This window comes from Cupriavidus sp. FW305-3-2-15-C-LB2 (genome assembly GCF_058787575.1).
Genome location: NZ_JBYSZW010000059.1, coordinates 22,820 through 41,864 on the forward strand (window position 1 = coordinate 22,820; position 19,045 = coordinate 41,864).

The 19,045-nt window shown below is 65.0% G+C and carries 15 protein-coding genes; 2 read left to right on the forward strand and 13 right to left on the reverse strand.

Annotated features, from left to right (window positions below; all coding sequences use genetic code 11):
• Window positions 1-67: 67 nt before the first annotated feature.
• From lpdA to ugpB, 8 genes are all read right to left on the reverse strand, one after another.
• Window positions 68-1,492, reverse strand: a complete 1,425-nt coding sequence (gene lpdA / locus AC3WRR_RS30505) for a dihydrolipoyl dehydrogenase (protein WP_010809466.1) — start codon at window positions 1,490-1,492, stop codon at window positions 68-70.
• Between the two features lie 102 nt (window positions 1,493-1,594).
• Window positions 1,595-2,845 (reverse strand): 2-oxoglutarate dehydrogenase complex dihydrolipoyllysine-residue succinyltransferase, encoded by a 1,251-nt coding sequence (odhB, locus tag AC3WRR_RS30510; protein WP_010809465.1) that lies wholly within the window; start codon window positions 2,843-2,845, stop codon window positions 1,595-1,597.
• Between the two features lie 89 nt (window positions 2,846-2,934).
• Window positions 2,935-5,787, reverse strand: coding sequence for a 2-oxoglutarate dehydrogenase E1 component (locus AC3WRR_RS30515; RefSeq protein ID WP_010809464.1), 2,853 nt, complete (start codon window positions 5,785-5,787; stop codon window positions 2,935-2,937).
• Between the two features lie 329 nt (window positions 5,788-6,116).
• Window positions 6,117-6,863 (reverse strand): glycerophosphodiester phosphodiesterase, encoded by a 747-nt coding sequence (gene ugpQ / locus AC3WRR_RS30520; RefSeq protein ID WP_492298941.1) that lies wholly within the window; start codon window positions 6,861-6,863, stop codon window positions 6,117-6,119.
• A gap of 1 nt (window position 6,864) precedes the next feature.
• Window positions 6,865-7,965 (reverse strand): sn-glycerol-3-phosphate import ATP-binding protein UgpC, encoded by a 1,101-nt coding sequence (locus AC3WRR_RS30525; RefSeq protein WP_010809462.1) that lies wholly within the window; start codon window positions 7,963-7,965, stop codon window positions 6,865-6,867.
• Window positions 7,966-8,002: 37 nt separating this feature from the next.
• The gene (ugpE, locus tag AC3WRR_RS30530) at window positions 8,003-8,851 is read right to left on the reverse strand and encodes a sn-glycerol-3-phosphate ABC transporter permease UgpE (protein WP_010809461.1); all 849 of its coding nucleotides are present in this window, start codon (window positions 8,849-8,851) and stop codon (window positions 8,003-8,005) included.
• 12 nt (window positions 8,852-8,863) lie between these two features.
• The gene (gene ugpA, locus AC3WRR_RS30535) at window positions 8,864-9,745 is read right to left on the reverse strand and encodes a sn-glycerol-3-phosphate ABC transporter permease UgpA (RefSeq protein WP_010809460.1); all 882 of its coding nucleotides are present in this window, start codon (window positions 9,743-9,745) and stop codon (window positions 8,864-8,866) included.
• Window positions 9,746-9,898: 153 nt separating this feature from the next.
• A complete protein-coding gene (gene ugpB / locus AC3WRR_RS30540; protein WP_010809459.1) occupies window positions 9,899-11,215 on the reverse strand; it encodes a sn-glycerol-3-phosphate ABC transporter substrate-binding protein UgpB in 1,317 nt (438 codons plus the stop codon).
• A gap of 195 nt (window positions 11,216-11,410) precedes the next feature.
• Between ugpB and AC3WRR_RS30545 the strand changes: the two genes are divergently transcribed.
• A complete protein-coding gene (locus AC3WRR_RS30545) occupies window positions 11,411-12,202 on the forward strand; it encodes an HAD-IIB family hydrolase (protein WP_011615611.1) in 792 nt (263 codons plus the stop codon).
• A 74-nt stretch (window positions 12,203-12,276) separates the two neighbouring features.
• On the opposite strand, the gene ntrC is transcribed toward AC3WRR_RS30545, so the two are convergent.
• The 4 genes from ntrC to AC3WRR_RS30565 all read right to left on the reverse strand — a co-directional run bounded on the left by ntrC (window position 12,277) and on the right by AC3WRR_RS30565 (window position 17,226).
• Window positions 12,277-13,824 (reverse strand): nitrogen regulation protein NR(I), encoded by a 1,548-nt coding sequence (gene ntrC / locus AC3WRR_RS30550; protein WP_011615612.1) that lies wholly within the window; start codon window positions 13,822-13,824, stop codon window positions 12,277-12,279.
• An 87-nt stretch (window positions 13,825-13,911) separates the two neighbouring features.
• Entirely contained in the window at window positions 13,912-15,090 is a 1,179-nt protein-coding gene (glnL, locus tag AC3WRR_RS30555; protein WP_010809456.1) for a nitrogen regulation protein NR(II), read from the reverse strand.
• 4 nt (window positions 15,091-15,094) lie between these two features.
• Window positions 15,095-15,670, reverse strand: coding sequence for a hypothetical protein (locus AC3WRR_RS30560; protein WP_037024141.1), 576 nt, complete (start codon window positions 15,668-15,670; stop codon window positions 15,095-15,097).
• A gap of 140 nt (window positions 15,671-15,810) precedes the next feature.
• Window positions 15,811-17,226 carry a 3-hydroxylaminophenol mutase gene (locus AC3WRR_RS30565; RefSeq protein WP_010809454.1) on the reverse strand — a complete coding sequence of 472 codons (1,416 nt, stop codon included), beginning with the start codon at window positions 17,224-17,226 and terminating at the stop codon, window positions 15,811-15,813.
• Between the two features lie 452 nt (window positions 17,227-17,678).
• Between AC3WRR_RS30565 and AC3WRR_RS30570 the strand changes: the two genes are divergently transcribed.
• On the forward strand, window positions 17,679-18,143 hold the full coding sequence (locus AC3WRR_RS30570; protein WP_454749758.1) for a rhodanese-like domain-containing protein: 465 nt from the start codon (window positions 17,679-17,681) through the stop codon (window positions 18,141-18,143).
• 68 nt (window positions 18,144-18,211) lie between these two features.
• Here the strand turns inward: AC3WRR_RS30570 and AC3WRR_RS30575 are convergent, their stop codons facing one another.
• Window positions 18,212-19,036 carry a competence/damage-inducible protein A gene (locus AC3WRR_RS30575; protein ID WP_011615614.1) on the reverse strand — a complete coding sequence of 275 codons (825 nt, stop codon included), beginning with the start codon at window positions 19,034-19,036 and terminating at the stop codon, window positions 18,212-18,214.
• Between the last annotated feature and the right edge of the window lie 9 nt (window positions 19,037-19,045).

Sequence of the window (19,045 nt, forward strand, 5' to 3'; positions counted from 1 at the left end):
GCCGCAAGTGAAAACGGCGCGCCGCGGATGCGGCGCGCCGGTACTCAGGCAATGCGAAGCATGCGCCTTACATATTAAGCTGACGCTTGTCGACGGCCAGCGCGGCTTCGCGCATGACTTCCGACATCGACGGGTGCGGGTGGCAGACGCGGCCGATATCCTCGCTGGCGGCCTTGAACTCCATCGCCACCACGGCTTCGGCGATCAGGTCCGAGGCGTTGGCGGCAACGATGTGCACGCCCAGGATCTCGTCGGTCTTGGCGTCGGCCAGCATCTTGACGAAGCCGTCGGCGTGGCCCATGCCCAGTGCACGGCCGTTGGCCATGAACGGGAACTGGCCGGCCTTGTACTCGCGGCCTTCGGCCTTGAGCTGGGCTTCGGTCTTGCCTACCCATGCGATTTCCGGGAAGGTGTAAATCACCCACGGAACGCAGTTGTAGTCGATATGCGGCTTCTGGCCGGCGATGCGCTCGGCCACGGCCACGCCTTCGTCCTCGGCCTTGTGCGCCAGCATCGGGCCGCGCACCACGTCGCCGATGGCCCACAGGCCCGGCACCTTGGTGGCGCAGTGGTCGTCCACCTCGATGAAGCCGCGCTGGTCCGCGGCCAGGCCGACGGCGTCCAGGCCCAGGTTGTCGGTATTGGGCACGCGGCCAACCGACACGATCAGGCGATCGACCTCCAGGGTCTGCGCCTTGCCGTCCTTGTCGGTGTACTTGACGGTCACGCCGTTCTTGCCGGTCGTCACTTCGTTGACGTTCACGCCGAGGCTGAACTTCAGGCCCTGCTTGGTCAGCTGCTTCTGCGCTTCCTTGGCCACGCCTTCGTCGGCGGCGCCCAGGAACGCGGGCAGCGCTTCCAGCACGGTCACATCGGAGCCCAGGCGGCGCCACACCGAGCCCAGTTCCAGGCCGATCACGCCGGCACCGATCACGCCCAGCTTCTTCGGCACTGCGGGGAACTTGAGCGCGCCCTCGTTATCGCTGACCAGGTCATTGTCGACCTTGATGCCCGGCAGGTGGCGAGCCTTCGAACCGGTGGCGATGATGACCTGCTTGGCGGTCACGACTTCACCGGCAACGTCGACCTGGAAGCCCTCGGCGCTCTTGCCGACGAACTTGCCGTAGCCCTTGAGCAGCGTCACCTTGTTCTTGCGGAACAGGAACTCGATGCCCTTGGTCATCTTGCCAACGATGTCGTCCTTGCGCTTGAGCATCTTGGCCACGTCGACCTTGACGTCGCCCACGGTGATGCCGTGGTCGCCCAGGTGGTGCTGGACGTTCTCGAACTCCTCCGAGGAAGCCAGCAGCGCCTTGGAGGGGATGCAGCCCACGTTCAGACAGGTGCCGCCCAGGCGGGCTTCGCCCTTGGGATCGTCATACGGATTGCCTTCGCAGCAGGCCACGTTCAGGCCCAGCTGGCCGGCGCGGATGGCGGCGATGTAGCCGCCGGGGCCGGCGCCGATCACCAGCACGTCGAATTGTTTGCTCATGGAAATTCCTTTGTGGGCGCCGGCGACAGCTTGTGCCGGCGCGCCTTCATCACGGGGGAAGCGCGCCCCGCGCACGGCAGGCGTGCGCGGGGGGACCGTTAATTACAGGTCCAGCAGCAGGCGGGCCGGATCTTCCAGCGCGTCCTTCATGGCCACCAGGCCCAGCACGGCTTCACGGCCGTCGATGATGCGGTGGTCATAAGACATCGCCAGGTAGTTCATCGGGCGGATCACGATCTGGCCGTCTTCCACCACCGGGCGGTCCTTGGTGGCGTGCACGCCCAGGATGGCCGATTGCGGCGGGTTGATGATCGGGGTCGACAGCATCGAACCGAACACGCCGCCGTTGGAGATCGAGAAGGTACCGCCGGTCAGTTCTTCCAGCGACAGCTTGCCGTCACGGGCCTTGACGCCGAACTCGGCAATCTTCTTCTCGATGTCGGCCAGGCTCATCTGGTCGGCATTGCGCAGGATGGGCACCACCAGGCCACGCGGCGAACCCACGGCGATGCCGATGTCGAAGTAGCCGTGGTAGACAATGTCGTTGCCGTCGATCGAAGCATTGATCAGCGGGAACTTCTTCAGCGCGTGCACCGCGGCCTTGACGAAGAACGACATGAAGCCCAGCTTGACGCCGTGTTCCTTCTCGAAGCGGTCCTTGTACTTGTTGCGCAGGTCCATCACCGGCTTCATGTTCACTTCATTGAAGGTGGTGAGGATGGCGTTGGTCGATTGCGATTGCAGCAGGCGCTCGGCGATACGGGCGCGCAGACGGCTCATCGGCACGCGCTCTTCCGGGCGGTCGCCCAGCGCGGCAAAGTCAACCGGGGCCGAAACCTGCTGCAGCGCCGGCTTGGCGGCAGCCGGAGCCGGAGCAGCCTTGGCGGCCGGGGCAGCAGCAGCGGCCAGCGCGTCACCCTTGGTGATGCGGCCGTCCTTGCCGGTGCCTGCAACCTGGCCAGCCGACAGGCCGGCTTCTGCCATCAGCTTGGCAGCCGACGGCATCGCCACACCACCTGCGGCGGCCGGAGCGGCGACAGCAGCGGCAGGTGCCGGGGCAGCGGCGGCAGGTGCCGGAGCGGCAGCAGCCGGTGCGGCGGCGCCAGCGGTGGCTTCGGTGTCGATCTTGGCGATGATCTCATCGGCCACGACGGTGTCGCCGTCGTTCTTGACGATAATCGACAGGACACCAGCCGACGGGGCCGGCACTTCCAGCACGACCTTGTCGGTTTCGATCTCGATCAGGATTTCGTCCTGTGCAACAGCCTCGCCCGGCTTCTTCTTCCAGTTGAGCATGGTCGCTTCGGCGACCGATTCGGAGAGCTGCGGAACCTTGACGTCAACGATAGCCATGGTTGTGAATTCCTCGTGTTATGCGTGTTGTCTTTATGCTGGCTATGCCACGGCGGCCGTCTGCGCGCGCCGCCGTAGCTGCCGCTTGATTACTTGGTCAGAACAAAGCCCTTGAGCTTGGCGAAGGCAGCCTCCAGCAGCGCCTTCTGTTGCTCGTTGTGCTTTGCGTAGTAGCCCACTGCCGGCGAAGCCGAAGCGGGACGACCGGCATAACCGAGCTTCTGGCCATCCGTCATGTTTTCCATGATGTAGTGCTGCACGAAGAACCAGGCACCCTGGTTCTGCGGCTCGTCCTGGCACCACACGATTTCGGTGGCGTTCGGATACTTCTTGAGTTCTGCTGCCACGGCCTTGTGCGGGAACGGATACAGCTGTTCCAGGCGGATCACCGCCGTATCATTGGCCTCGCGTTCCTTGCGCGTGTTGACCAGGTCGTAGTAGACCTTGCCCGAGCACATGATGACGCGCTTGACCTTGCTGGCGTTGAGCTCTTCGTGGTCAGGGATGACCGTCTCGAAGTGGCCCTTGGCCAGGTCCGACAGCGGCGACACAGCGTCCTTGTTACGCAGCAGCGACTTCGGCGTCATGATCACCAGCGGCTTGCGGAACAGACGGATCATCTGTCGGCGCAGCAGGTGGAAGATCTGGGCCGGCGTGGTCGGCTGGCAGACCTGCATGTTGTGGTCCGCGCAAAGCTGCAGGAAGCGCTCGATACGGGCCGAGCTGTGTTCCGGGCCCTGGCCTTCGTAGCCGTGCGGCAGCATCAGCGTCAGGCCCGAGGCACGGCCCCACTTTACTTCACCCGACGAGATGAACTGGTCGATCACCACCTGGGCGCCGTTGACGAAGTCGCCGAACTGGGCTTCCCAGATCACCAGCGCGTTCGGTTCGGCGGCCGAGTAGCCGTATTCGAAGCCGAGCACGGCCTCTTCGGACAGCACCGAGTCGATCACCGTGAACGGTGCCTGGTTTTCCGACACGTTCTGCAGCGGCACGTAGCTGCCGGCATCCCAGCGCTCGCGGGCCTGGTCGTGCAGCACGGCGTGGCGGTGGGTGAAGGTGCCGCGGCCAGCGTCCTGGCCGGTGATACGCACCGGGTAGCCCGACGACACCAGCGAGGCGAAGGCCAGGTGCTCACCCATGCCCCAGTCCAGCGGCTGGTCGCCGCGGCCCATGTTGGCGCGGTCCTTGACGACCTTCTCCACCAGCGGGTGCAGCTTCAGGGTCTCAGGCGTGGTGGTGATGCGTTCGGCCAGGCGCTTGAGCTCGGTCACCGGCACGGCGGTGTCGGCGGCGTCGGTCCACTTGCGGTTCAGGAACGGCATCCAGTCCACGGCGAACTTGTTCTTGAAGTTCGACAGGACGGGGTCGGCGGTGTGCTTGCCGGCGTCCATCGCGGCGCGGTATGCCTTGACCTTCTCGTCGCCGAACTCGGCCGGGACCAGGTTCTGCGCGGCCAGCTTGTCAGCGTACAGCTTGCGCGTGCCGGGGTGCTGGGCGATCTTCTTGTACATCAGCGGCTGCGTGACCGCCGGGGTGTCCTGCTCGTTGTGGCCCAGCTTGCGGAAGCAGATGATGTCGACCACGACATCCTTCTTGAACTCCATGCGGAAGTCCACGGCCAGCTGCATGGCGTACACCACGGCTTCGGGATCGTCGCCGTTCACGTGCAGCACCGGGGCCTCGATCATCTTGACCACGTCCGTGCAGTACAGCGTCGAACGCGCGTCGCGCGGGTCGGAGGTAGTGAAGCCGATCTGGTTGTTGATGACAATGTGCATCGAGCCGCCCGTGCCGTAGCCGCGGGTCTGCGCGAGGTTCAGCGTCTCCATCACCACGCCCTGGCCGGCAAAGGCCGCGTCGCCGTGCACCTGCACCGGCAGCACTTCCTTGTGGCCGACTTCGCCGCGGCGTTCCTGGCGGGCCTTGGCCGAGCCTTCGACCACCGGGTTGACGATTTCCAGGTGCGACGGGTTGAACGCCAGCGACAGGTGGACCGGGCCGCCTTCGGTCGAGACATCGCTCGAGAAGCCCTTGTGGTACTTGACGTCACCGGCCGGCAGGTCGTCGACGTGCTTGCCTTCGAATTCGGCGAACAGGTCGGCGGGCATCTTGCCCAGCGTGTTGACCAGCACGTTCAGGCGGCCACGGTGGGCCATGCCGATCACGATTTCCTGCACGCCCTTGCTGCCGGCGTGCTGGATCAGCTCGTCCATGGCGGCGATGAAGCTTTCGCCGCCTTCCAGCGAGAAGCGCTTCTGGCCGACGTACTTGGTGTGCAGGAAGCGCTCCAGGCCTTCAGCCGCGGTCAGGCGGTCCAGGATGTGCTTCTTCTTTTCCAGCGTGAACACGGGCTTGGAACGCGTGGTTTCCAGGCGCTCCTGCCACCAGCGCTTCTGCGCCTGGTCGCTCACGTACATGAATTCGAAACCGATGGTGCCGCAGTAGGTTTCGCGCAGGTTGTTGAGCAGCTCGCGCAGGCTCATCGACTCCTTGCCAAAGTAGGTGTTGCTGGCATTGAAGACGATGTCGAGGTCTGCTTCGGAGAAACCGTAGAACGCCGGGTCCAGATCCGGCAGGGGCGGACGCTCCTGGCGCTTGAGCGGATCCAGGTCGGCCCAGTGCGAACCGATGTTGCGGTAGGCGGCGATCAGCTGGGTGGCAGCGACGCGCTTGCGGCCCATGTCGGAATCGGCCGAGGCAACGATGGTCCTGATGGGGCCTTGCTTGGCGCGCTCGGCGAACGAGGCAACGATGGGGGCGTGGGGGATATCCCGGCCGTTCGAGCCGTCGACCGCAGGAACGTTCTGCATGGCGTCGAAATACGCGCGCCAATTGTCGGGAACCGAGGCGGGGTTCTGGAGGTAGGCCTCGTACAGTTCTTCGACATACGGGGCGTTACCGCCGAAGAGGTACGAGTTGCTCTGATACTGCTGCATCATGGGACGCTCACTATTCTCCGGGAATGCCGGAGTTCAGCGGGTTATTCAACCTTCCGCGACACGGCTTGACCGGTTAGCGGATCGCAAACAACTCTTGGGAGCCCAACTGAGGCGCCTACACAAACGGCACCGCTTGGGTGCCGCGTGTGATGGCTTCCTCACAAGGCCCGAAAGGGCAAGTTGTGCGGGGAAGGACCTAAAGTCTTCACGGCGTTAAGAATAGCATGAATTGCCTTTGATCAATGTGGACTTTTCGCGATACGAAACACCTACCCACGACAAGTCGGTTCGCAATCAGCGAATTAGCAACACCCGCACAACAATTTGAATCAAGGCGCGATCTGGTCGACGGCGTCTGTGATCAGCCCGTCCAGGCCCCAGGCCAGCAACTGCGCCGCCCGCGCCGGATCGTTCACGGTATAGCAGAGGACCCGGAAACCGGCCGCGTGCGCGGCGGCGATCACGCCGGCATCCAGTTCGCGGTGGTTGGCATCCAGCGCCACGCAGCCCAGCCGGCGCAGCCGCTCCAGCCAGTCCGCGGGCAGCTGGTCGAGCAGCAGCGCGCGCGGCAGGTCCGGCGCGACGCGCGCCGCGGCGGCCAGCGCCTCTTCAGAAAACGATGACAGCAACGGCGGCACCGCGGCAGCCGCCCACAGCGACTGCGCGTCCAGCGCCACCGCCGCACCGGTGCGCGCCTCGGTGCCGGGCACTGGCTTGATCTCGATATTGACCATCAAGCCGTTGGCCTGGGTATAGCGTGCGATGGCCGCCAGCGTCGGCACGGGCTCGCCGGCGAAGGCGGGGCTGTGCCACGTGCCGGCGTCCAGCTGCGCGAGTTCGCCCAGTGTCAGCGCATCCACCCTGCCCTTGCCGCTGGTGGTGCGGTCCAGCGTGGCGTCGTGCATCAGCACCGGCTTGCCGTCGGCCGACAGCTTCACGTCGAACTCGAACATCCGGTAGCCAAAGCCGGCGCCGTGGCGAAACGCTGCCAGCGTGTTCTCCGGCGCCAGCTTGCCGGCGCCGCGGTGCGCGATATGGCTCGGGTACCGCCAGGCAGTGTCGGTTACGCTGGTCATGTCAGGCCTCGATGCGCTTGCCCGTATCGGGCGCAAAGAAATGCAGGTGCTCCGCCGACGACGTCACCGGCAGGCGGTCGCCGGCGCGCACGTGCGCATGGCTGTCCAGGCGCACCACCACCGCCTGTCCGCCAAGCGAGCCATAGGCAAAGGAATCCGCGCCGAGGGCCTCGACCACGCGCACATCGACTTCGGCGATGGCCTCATGCGCGGCGCACGGCTCGATATGCTCCGGGCGCAGCCCCAGCAGTGCCTGCTCCGGCAGGTGCAGCCCCATCGGCAGGTGCCCCAGCGTGGCGTTGGCGGCCTCGCCTTCCTTCGCCACCACGCGCATCTGCGCGCCAGTGTCGCCGCCGGCGTTGCGCGCCACCGGGATCAGGTTCATCGGCGGCGAGCCGATAAAGCCGGCCACGAAGGTGCTGGCCGGACGCGAATAGACTTCCAGCGGCGTGCCGATCTGCTCGACGCGTCCGGCGTTGAGCACCATCATGCGGTCGGCCAGCGTCATCGCCTCGACCTGGTCGTGCGTGACGTACAGGCTGGTGGTGCCCAGGCGCCGGTGCAGCTCCTTCAGTTCCAGCCGCATCTGCACGCGCAGCTTGGCGTCCAGGTTGGACAGCGGCTCGTCGAACAGGAACACCGCCGGCTCGCGCACGATGGCGCGGCCCATGGCCACGCGCTGGCGCTGTCCGCCCGACAGCTGGCGCGGCTTGCGGTCCAGCAGCGGCGCCAGCTCCAGGATGCCGGCGGCATGGTTCACCCGCTGCGCGATCTCGGCCTTGGCCATGCCGCGGATCTTCAGGCCGTAGGCCATGTTGTCGTATACGCTCATATGCGGATAGAGCGCGTAGTTCTGGAACACCATGGCGATGTCCCGCTCGGCCGGCTCCAGGTTATTCACGACCTTGTCGCCGATATGGATTTCGCCGCCGGTGATGGTTTCCAGCCCCGCCACCATGCGCAGCAGCGTGGACTTGCCGCAGCCCGAGGGGCCGACGATGACGATGAATTCGCCGTCGGCGATCTCCATGTCGATGCCGTGCACCACCTGGACGCTGCCGGCGTAGGTTTTCTGAACGTTGCGTAGCGACAGTTTTGCCATTGCTGTTGTCCTGCGCGTGGCTCGTGGCCACCGCGCCTTATTTTTCCGTTTCGACCAGGCCCTTGACGAACCACTTCTGCATCAGCACCACCACCACCGCCGGCGGGATCATCGCCAGCATCACGGTGGCCATCACCAGGTTCCAGTCGGTGGCCGCGTCACCCGAGCGCGAGATCATCTGCGTCACGCCCACCACCACCGGCGTCATCGACTTCTGCGTGGTGATCAGCAGCGGCCACAGGTACTGGTTCCAGCCGTAGATAAACTGGATCACGAAGAGCGCGGCGATGCTGGTGCGCGACAGCGGCAGCACCACGTCCCAGAAGAATCGCAGCGGCCCGGCGCCGTCGATGCGCGCGGCCTCGGCCAGCTCGTCCGGAATGGTCAGGAAGAACTGGCGGAACAGGAAGGTGGCGGTGGCCGACGCGATGATCGGGACGGTCAGGCCAAAGTAACTGTCCAGCATGCCGAGGTCCGACACCACCTTGTAGGTCGGCAGGATGCGCACCTCCACCGGCAGCATCAGCGTGATGAAGATCAGCCAGAAGAAGGTCTTGCGCAGCGGGAACTTGAAATAGACGATGGCAAAGGCCGAGATGATCGAGATCGCGATCTTGCCCAGCGCAATGCCCAGCGCCATGATCAGGCTGTTCTTCATCATGGTCGAGACAGGCGATGCGGCCTCGCCCACGCCCTGGAACAGCACGGTGCGATAGTTCTCGATCAGGTGGCTGCCTGGGATCAGCGTCATCGGCGCGTCCAGCACCTCTTCGGCGGTCAGCGTGGACGCAACGAAGGTCAGGTACACCGGGAACACCACGATCACGATGCCCAGGATCAGCACCGCATGGCTCAGGAAATCAAGGAAGGGGCGACGTTCTACCATGTGCTGTCTCCGTCAGTACTGGACCTTGCGTTCAACATAGCGGAACTGCACCACGGTCAGCGCGATCACGATCACCATCAGCACCACCGACTGCGCGGCCGAGCCCCCGATGTCCATGCCGCGGAAGCCGTCATGGAAGACCTTGTAGACCAGTGTGTTGGTCGAATTGAACGGGCCGCCGTGGGTGACCGCGTCGATGATCGCGAAGGTATCGAAGAACGCGTAGACCACGTTGATCACCATCAGGAAGAAGGTGGTCGGCGACAGCAGCGGGAACATGATCGACCAGAAGCGGCGCCATGGGCCGGCGCCGTCGATGGCGGCGGCCTCGATCAGCGAGCGCGGGATGCTCTGCAGACCCGCCAGGAAGAACAGGAAGTTGTAGCTGATCTGCTTCCAGGCGGCGGCCAGCACCACCAGCAGCAATGCCTGGTCGCCATTGAGCAGGAAGTTCCATTCCACGCCGAGCTTGCGCAGCGCATAGGACACCACGCCCAGCGTCGGGTTGAACATGAACATCCACAGCACGCCGGCCACGGCCGGCGCCACCGCATACGGCCAGATCAGCAACGTCTTGTAGCCGACGGCGCCGCGGATGATGCGGTCGGCAAAATAGGCCAGCAGCAGCGCGGTAGTCAGGCCCACCACGGTCACGCCCACGGCAAAGATGGCGGTGGTCTGGAACGACTCCACGTACAGCGGGTCGTTCCACAGCATGCGGAAGTTGTCGAGGCCGACGAACTCAAGGTTGATGCCGAAGGCATCCTGCTGCAGCATCGACTGGTACAGCGCCTGCCCGGCGGGCAGGAAGAAGAAGATCAGCGTGATCGCGATCTGCGGCAACACCAGCAGATACGGCAGCCACGGCGAACGGAAAACGACGCGTTTTTCCATGAACGGATTCCGGCGAATGCTGCGGGTCGCGGCATCGGACTAGGTACGGAGTTGCGGAGGGCCCCGATCGGTGAGACAGGGCCGTCCACAATGCAATCGGGCGGAGGTTTCGCCACCGCCCGATTGTCACATCAGCTTGCTGGCTATGCCGGCTTACTCGCGGGCAGTCTTCTGGAAGCGCTCCAGCAGATCATTGCCGCGGGCCACGGCCGAGTCCAGCGCCGCCTTGGGCTCCTTCTTGCCGGCCCAGACGGCTTCCAGTTCCTCGTCCACCACGGTGCGGATCTGCACCATGTTGCCCAGGCGCACGCCGCGCGACTTGTCGGTGGTCTTGACCACCATCTGCTGCACCGACACATCGGCACCCGGGTTCTTGTCGTAGTAGCCCGATTTCTTCGTCATCTCGTAGGCGGCCATCGTCACCGGCAGGTAGCCGGTGGCCTGGTGCCAGTCAGACTGGATCTCGGGGCGCGACAGGAAATTGAAGAACTTGGCCACGCCCTTGTACTCGTCGGGCTTCTTGCCGCCCATCACCCACAGCGAAGCGCCGCCGATGATGGTGTTCTGCGGGGCACCCTGCACCTCCGGGTAATACGGCAGCTGTGCCACCGCGAACGCGAACTTGGCATTCTTGCGGATATTGGCCAGCGATGCCGACGAGCCGGTGAACATCGCGCACTCGCCGTTGTAGAACTTGGCCTGCGACTCAGCCTTGCGCCCGCCGTAGCTGAAATAGCCCTTCTTCACCATGTCCTGCAGGTTGGTGATGTGCTTGACGTGCAGCGGGCTGTTGAAGAGCAGGCGCGTGTCGGTGCCGCCGAAGCCGTTGTTCTTGGTCGCGTACAGCGTGTTGTGCCAGGCCGAGAAGCTCTCCAGGTGGACCCAGCCCTGCCAGTCGGTGGTGTAGGCGCAGTTGGTGCCCGAGGCCTTGAGCTTGGCCGAGTACTGCATCACCTCGGGCCAGGTCTTGGGCGGCTTTTCCGGATCCAGGCCGGCCTTCTTGAAGGCGTCCTTGTTGTAGTAGAACACCGTGGTCGAGCTGTTGAACGGGAACGACAGCATCTCGCCCTTGGACGAGGTGTAGTAGCCCGCCACCGCCGGGATATAGGCCTTCTGGTCGAACTTCTCGCCGGCGTCCTTCATCACCGCCGATACCGGCTTGATCGCGCCCTTGGCGCTCATCATGGTGGCGGTGCCCACTTCAAACACCTGCAGGATGGCGGGCGAGCCACCGGCGCGGAAGGCCGCAATGCCCGCAGCCATGGTTTCGTCGTAGTTGCCCTTGTTGACCGGCACCACCTTGTATTCGGACTGGCTGGCGTTGAACTTGTTGGCGATCTCGTTCACCTTGTCGTTCAGGGCGCCCTGCATGGCGTGCCACCACTGGATTTCAACGGCGGCGTGGGCGCTGCCGGCCCCGGTCAGGGCTGCCAGCGCTGCGAGTTTGAGCACGGTACGGGATAAGGACATCGGTGGCTCTCCTTTGGTCTGTCTGTTCCGGTCGGTCGAAAATCCGACAGTATGTGATTTTTTTGTGACAGCGGCATGTTACGCCTGTCGCACCTGAGCTAGCAAATCAGCAGATTCACCAGTATGGCCAGTACGATGCCTTTTGCAGTGCAATAAGGGAAATTGCCGCCAGATCCGCGGTTACAATGGCCCGCCATGCAATCCCTGAACAAGCTCTCTAATTCCGTGCTGCAGCGCGTGCGCGGCGTGCTGACCGACATCGACGGCACCCTGACCACCGACGGGCGGCTGCCGGCCTCGACCTACCTGGCGCTCGACGGGCTGCGCCGCGCGGGCCTGCACGTGATCCCGGTCACCGGGCGCTGCATCGCCTGGGCCGAGATCCTGACCCGGCTGTGGCCGGTCGACGCCATCATCGGCGAGAACGGTGCGTTCTACTCGCACTTGCACAACGGCCGCCTGCAGACCCGCTTCCTGGACGATGCCGCCACGCGCGCGCGCAACCTGGAGCGCATCGAAGCGCTGGGCCAGCGCATCGTGCGCGAAGTGCCGGGCTGCGCGCTGGCCTCGGACCAGGCCTGGCATGCCGCCGACCTGGCCATCGACCATGCCGAGGACGTCGCGCCGTTGCCTGCAGACGCCGTGGCCCGCATCGCCGCCATCATGCGCGAGGCCGGCATGACCGCCACGGTCAGCTCGATCCATGTCAACGGCTGGTTCGGCCTGCACGACAAGCTGTCGATGAGCAGGCTGTGCGTGGCCGAACTGCTGGGCGAAGACGTGGACGCGCGCCGCGACGAATGGCTGTTTATCGGCGATTCGGCCAACGATGCCAGCATGTTCGCCCACTTTCCGCTGTCGGTTGGCGTGGCCAATGTGCGCGACATCCTGCCGCAGCTGCCGGTGCCGCCGGCCTATATCACCGCAGCGGCCGGTGGCGAGGGCTTTGCCGAGATGGCGCAGCGGCTGGTCGAAGCGCGCGGCTGAACACCTCACGCAAAACAAGAAAACCGGCCGGGAAAGTCCCGGCCGGTTTTTCTTGTCACCCGCCCTGCCCTGGCTCAGTCGAACCCAAGCTCCTGCAGCTTGCGCGTGATGGTATTGCGCCCGATCCCGAGCCGGGTCGCCGCCTCGACGCGGCGCCCGCGCGTGACACCCAGCGCGGCCTCCAGCACGGCCTTCTCGAAGCGGCGCGTCAGCACATCCATGACCTCCGGCTGGCCGGCTTCGAGCATTGCCCGTGCTTCGCCGGCGAGCAGGCTTTCCCAGCCGGCCGAGGCCAGGGCCGGGACCACCGTCGCCACGGACGCGGGCCGGACTGCGGTGGCCGTGTCGGCCTCTGCCACCGTCGTCGCGTAGCCGCCGTAGTCGGCCAGGTCAGGCGCGCTTTCATACTCGGGCGCGCGCGCTTCGGCAACGCGCTCGGGCCGCGGCGCATTGACCGGCTCGCTGGTGCCGGCTTCCAGCATCTCGCGCGGCAGGTCCTTGACCTCGATGGTCTGGGCCGGCGCCATCACGGTCAGCCAGTTGCACAGGTTCTCCAGCTGGCGCACGTTGCCGGGGAATGGCAGCGTGCTGACATAGGCCAGCGCTTCGTCGGACATGCGCTTGGGCTCGACGCCCAGTTCCTTGGCGCTCTTCTGCAGGAAATGACGCGCCAGCAGCGTGATGTCCTCCGGGCGTTCGCGCAGCGGCGGCAGGCGCAGCCGGATCACGTTCAGGCGGTGGAACAAGTCTTCGCGGAACAGCCCTTCCTTGACGCGCAGCTCCAGGTTCTGGTGGGTGGCGGCAATCACGCGCACATTGGCGCGCAAGGGGTTGTGGCCGCCGACACGATAGAAGTTGCCATCGGACAGCACGCGCAGCAGGCGCGTCTGCAGGTCGAACGGCATGTCGCCGATTTCGTCGAGGAACAGCGTGCCGCCCTCGGCCTGCTCGAAGCGGCCGCGCCGCATGGTCTGCGCACCGGTGAAGGCGCCGCGCTCATGGCCGAACAGTTCGGATTCGAGCAGGTCCTTGGGGATGGCTGCGGTATTGAGCGCGATAAAGGGCCCGTTGGCACGCGGGCTGTGCTTGTGCAGCGCGCGTGCGACCAGCTCCTTGCCGGTGCCAGACTCGCCGGTGATCATCACCGTCACGTTGGACTGCGAGAGCCGGCCGATGGCGCGGAACACGTCCTGCATCGCCGGCGCCTGGCCGAGGATCTCGGGCGCATCGACGAGGCGGTCGTCCAGTTCTTCCTCGCGCAGGCTTTCTTCCAGCGCGCGGCGGATCAGCTCAACCGCCTTGTCGACATCGAAGGGCTTGGCCAGGTATTCGAAGGCACCGCCCTGGAACGCGGCCACGGCGCTGTCCAGGTCAGAGTAGGCCGTCATCACGATGACCGGCAGGCCCGGATGCCGCGCCTTGATGGCCTGCAGCAGGTCCAGGCCCGATCCGCCGGGCATGCGGATATCCGATATCAGCACCTGGGGCTGGTCTTCTTCCAGCGCGGCCAGCGCATCCCGCACATTGGTGAAGCTGCGCGAGAGCAGGCTTTCACGGGCCAGGGCCTTTTCCAGGACCCAGCGGATTGATTGATCGTCGTCGACTATCCAGATCGGCTTCATGTGCGTCGCTTGTCTGCTCGGTGTCATTTGGTCTTCCGCATGCCCGGCCACGGCGGATGCACCATCGCTCGCGGACGGCAGCAAAAGCTAGTGCAGCGGCAGCAGGATGCGGAAGTCGGTACAGCCCGGCCTGCTCTCGCATTCGATCAAGCCCTCGTGCTGCTGCACGAAGGTTTGAGCGAGTGTGAGACCGAGTCCGCTGCCGCCATCCCTGCCCGATACCAGCGGATAGAAGATGCGTTCGCGGATGTCTTCGGAAATTCCCGGGCCGTTGTCGATGACATGCAAGTCCAATGCCAGCTTGAACAAGCGCTTGGCAATCGTGACCTGGCGCGCCACGCGCGTGCGCAGCACGATCTGTGCATCGCCGCGCGCCATGCGGTCGGCCAGCGCCTGCGCGGCGTTGTGCACGATGTTGAGCACGGCCTGGATCAGTTGCTCCATGTCGCCCTGCAGCTCGGGCAGGCTGGCGTCGTAGTCGCGCACGATCTCCAGCCCGTTGGGGAACTCCGCCAGCACCACCGAGCGCACGCGCTCCAGCACTTCGTGGATATTCAGGCTGGACACGATATGCGGATGCCGGTGCGGCTCCAGCAGCCGGTCCACCAGCGTCTGCAGCCGGTCCGATTCCTTGATGATGACCTGCGTGTATTCGCGCAGCGAGCGCTCCGGCAGCTCGAACTCCAGCAGCTGCGCCGCGCCGCGAATGCCGCCCAGCGGGTTCTTGATTTCGTGGGCCAGGTTGCGGATCAGTTCCTTGTTGGCCGAGGTCAGGTCCAGGATGCGTTCTTCGCGTTCGCTGCGCACCTTCTGTTCATTGGGCAGGATTTCCACCACCACGGTGTCGCCGACCGCTTCCAGCGCGGAGATCACCACGTGCACATGGGCCGGCTCCTGCAGCGGCGGGTGCAGGATCAGGTCCTGCCGGCGCACGTCGAACTGCCGCGTGACCACGGTGTCGATCATGCTGTGCAGCTCATCGGAACGCCCGAACAGGTCAGGCAGCGTCAGCTCCACCATGCCCTTGCGCGACACGCCGAAGGTGGCTTCAGCGGCCGGGTTCGCAAAGACGACGCGCAGCCCCGGCTGCTGCACCAGCAGCACCGGGTTGGCCACTACGTCCAGGCCGGCATGGAACGCCACGGCGCCCATGGTCAGCACCTGGGCGCTGCCTTCGGCCGGCGCCGCATCAGCCGCCGGCGATTCGCCACGGGCGCCGTCGGCACCGCTGGCCTTGCGCGACACTCCGCGAATCAGGCGACGCATAAGACTAGTCCTTCAAATTGCCAAGCTCGCGCCGCAGCGACGCCGCATTGGCCTCGCTGCGGGCGATGTCGTCGCGCAGCGCTGCCGTGCGATCGAGGTATTTCTGATAGTTGCGCTCATTGCCCTGGCGCTCCGGCTGGCCGTTGTTGTACTCGGCACGCAGCGCCTGCAGCTTGGCCTCTTCGGCCTGCAGCTCCTGCGAGAGCACCGCGCGGCGCTCACCGTCGCGGCTCTTCTGCGTGGCACTGTCCACGCGCGGGAAGCTGGTGCCGCCAGCCGCCGCGCCGGCGGTGCTGCCAGCGCCCTTGGCCGGCGCAGCGATACGCCCGCCCGGGACCGTCACCACCTCCGGCAGGTTCAGCTTCTTGCAGCCCTTGCCCGCGTTGCCATTGCGATACTCGGGCACGCCATTGGGCCCGGTGCAGACATAGACGTCCGAGGACTGCGCGGAAGACTGCCCGGCCCACGCGCCCAGCGTCAGCGCCACGGCACTCACCAGAACAGGGAATCCGAGACGAAATTGGTGCAGAGATCGGGGCAAGGTCAGGGTCCGGCGGGCCGTGCGTGAAGAGGCGTCCATGAACATGGCGTTAGGTTTGAACGGGATGGAACACGATTCCCCATTCTAGCGAGCAAAGCAAAAAGGGACAGCCGAAGCCGCCCCTTTCTGGTGCAACTGTTGCCCGGCCACAACCTGCGTCATTCCCGGGCAAAGGCCGCTTACAGCGAGTAGTACATTTCGAACTCGACCGGGTGCGTGGTCATGCGGAAACGCGTGACTTCTTCCATCTTCAGTTCGATGTAGGCATCGATCATCGAGTTCGAGAACACGCCGCCGCGGGTCAGGAACTCGCGGTCGTTGTCCAGGTACTCCAGCGCCTGGTCCAGGCTCGAGCACACGGTCGGGATCTTTGCATCCTCTTCCGGCGGCAGGTCGTACAGGTTCTTGTCGGCAGCTTCGCCCGGGTGGATCTTGTTCATCACGCCATCCAGGCCGGCCATCAGCAGCGCCGAGAAGCCCAGGTACGGGTTCATCAGCGGATCCGGGAAGCGGGTCTCGATGCGGCGGCCCTTCGGGTTGGCCACATACGGGATGCGGATCGAAGCCGAGCGGTTGCGGGCCGAGTAGGCCAGCTTCACCGGAGCTTCGAAGCCCGGCACCAGGCGCTTGTACGAGTTCGTGCCCGGGTTGGTGATGGCATTCAGGGCACGGGCGTGCTTGATGATGCCGCCGATGTAGTACAGCGCGAATTCCGACAGGCCGGCGTAGCCGTTGCCCGCGAACAGGTTCTGGCCGTCCTTCCACACGGACTGGTGCACGTGCATGCCCGAACCGTTGTCGCCAACGATCGGCTTCGGCATGAAGGTGGCGGTCTTGCCGTAGGTGTGGGCGACGTTCTGGATCACGTACTTCTGCATCTGGGTCCAGTCGGCGCGCTGCACCAGCGTGCTGAAGCGGGTGCCGATTTCGTTCTGGCCCTGACCAGCCACTTCGTGGTGGTGGACTTCAACGGGGATGCCCAGCGATTCCAGGATCAGGCACATTTCCGAACGCATGTCCTGGAAGGTGTCGATCGGGGCGACCGGGAAGTAGCCGCCCTTCTTGCCCGGACGGTGGCCGCTGTTGCCGTGCTCGAATTCCTTGGCCGACGACCACGGGGCTTCTTCGGAATGGATCTTCACGAAGCAGCCTTGCATGTCGACGTTCCAGGTCACGCCGTCGAAGATGAAAAACTCGGGCTCCGGACCAAAGAAAGCGGTGTCGCCCAGGCCGGTGCTCTTCAGGTAGGCTTCGGCGCGCTTGGCGATGGAACGCGGGTCGCGGTCATAGCCCTTGCCGTCCGACGGCTCGACCACGTCGCAGGACAGCACCAGCGTCGGCTCTTCGTAGAACGGGTCGATGTGGGCGGTGTTCGAATCCGGCATCAGCAGCATGTCCGAAGCTTCGATACCCTTCCAGCCGGCGATCGACGAACCGTCGAAGGCGTGGCCGCTTTCGAACTTGTCTTCATCGAAGTGCGACACGGGCACGGACACGTGTTGCTCCTTGCCTTTGGTATCGGTGAAACGGAAATCGACGAACTTGACGTCGTTTTCCTTCACCAGCTTCATCACGTCTGCAACGCTGTGGGCCATGCCAATCTCCTGGATATTCGGCGGAAGTCTGAGAAAGCCAATTCTTGGGCCTGTCGTCACCGGCGCCGATGCATGCTCTGCCGCGCCGTCCCGACCAGCCACGAAAGGACGAAGAATGTTAGCAGAAAGCGTGCCATGCGAACGCCCCACCGCCACCGGCAGCCCGAAAAAAGTGCAACGTCGGCGAACCGCGCACCGCGGCGGCGTAAGAGAAGCAGCGGCTCGGCTGCCGAGTGGCGCACCGGTTACACGCATTCCGGCGTAGCGCCTCCTAATAAAACACCACAATGGTGCATTCAGCAAGGCGTCGCACTTGAACAGTGCGGATGCACCAAAAGGAGTCACCCGACGCCCCAACAGCAGTCAATGAGGCTTCGAATCGGCCCGGCGCTATAGAATAGTGCGTTGCGGCTTTGCCGCCTCCAATTCCATTCCTCAAATTTGTCACGCAGATGACCACCCGAGACGATCTCCTCCAGGCCGCCCGCCAGCGCCAGCAACAGAACCAGCTCCCGTATTTTGGCGCGCTGTCGCCGCAGGAAGCCTTTGCGCTGCTGCAGAACGATCCTTCCGCCGTGCTGGTCGACGTGCGCACCCAGGCCGAACTGGACTGGGTCGGCGGCGTTGACGTGCCGGATGCGCAGTTCGCCCATGTCGAATGGATGTCCTATCCGGGCGGTGCGCAGAATGCCCGCTTTGTCGAAGAGCTGAGGGCACGCGTTCCGGCCGACGTGCCGGTGCTGTTCCTGTGCCGCAGCGCGGCGCGCTCCAAGCACGCCGCGCGCGTGGCCACCGACGCCGGCTACCACTTCGCCATGGACGTGCTGGAAGGCTTCGAGGGCAACCGCGACGACCACCACCACCGCAAGACTGTTGAAGGCTGGTGCGTGCGCGGACTGCCGTGGCACGGCGCCTGATCGCGGTCGGGCCAGAATGAGAGAAGGGGCAGCCAAGGCTGCCCCTTCTTCTTGCGACCCGTGCCGCCTTAAGCCTGCGCCGCTTCGCGCGGCGGCTGCTCCACGATCTCGAACCCCATCGCCTGCACGCCTGCGAGCAGCATCGCATAGGCCGGTGCCAGCAGATCGGCCGGGCCCTTGACCCCCAGGTCGATATGGCGGCGCGCGAAGCGGTCGCCGCGCTGCACGTCGCCGACCGAGGGCAGGCTGAACACGCGGATGCCCGGATGCGCCGCTTCGACCTTCTCCATCAGCGGCGTCAGCGTGGACTCCGGCGCCTCGAACACGTAGAAGGCCCGCTCCTGCTGCTGCACCTGGTGGAACAGGTGCGCATAGTCGTGGTCCAGCACCCATTCCATCATCGGCCATGCCATCACCGGGAATCCCGGCATGAAGTGATGGTGACCGACCGAAAAGCCCGGGATGCGGTTGTAGCTGTTGGGAATGATGCGCGCGCCCTTGGGGAACTCGCCCATTTTGAAGCGGTGCTGGTTTTCCGGCTGATTCAGGTCGGCCTTGACCGGGTCGCCGCCGGCGGTCTCGGCAATGCGCAGCGCAATCAGTTCGCGCGCCTCGGGATGCAGCACCAGCGGCACGCCCAGCGCGGCGGCCACGCACTGGCGGGTGTGATCGTCCGGCGTGGCGCCGATGCCGCCGGTGCAGAACACCACGTCCGGGCCGGCCAGCGTGCGCCGCAGCGTGGCGGTGATGCGGGCTCGGTCATCGCCGACGTATTCGGCCCAGTCCAGCGCCAGCCCGCGCGCGCCCAGCAGTTCGATGGTGCGGCGCAGATGCTTGTCTTCACGCCGCCCCGACAGGATCTCGTCGCCAATGACGATCAGGCCAAAACCCATATTGCCCTC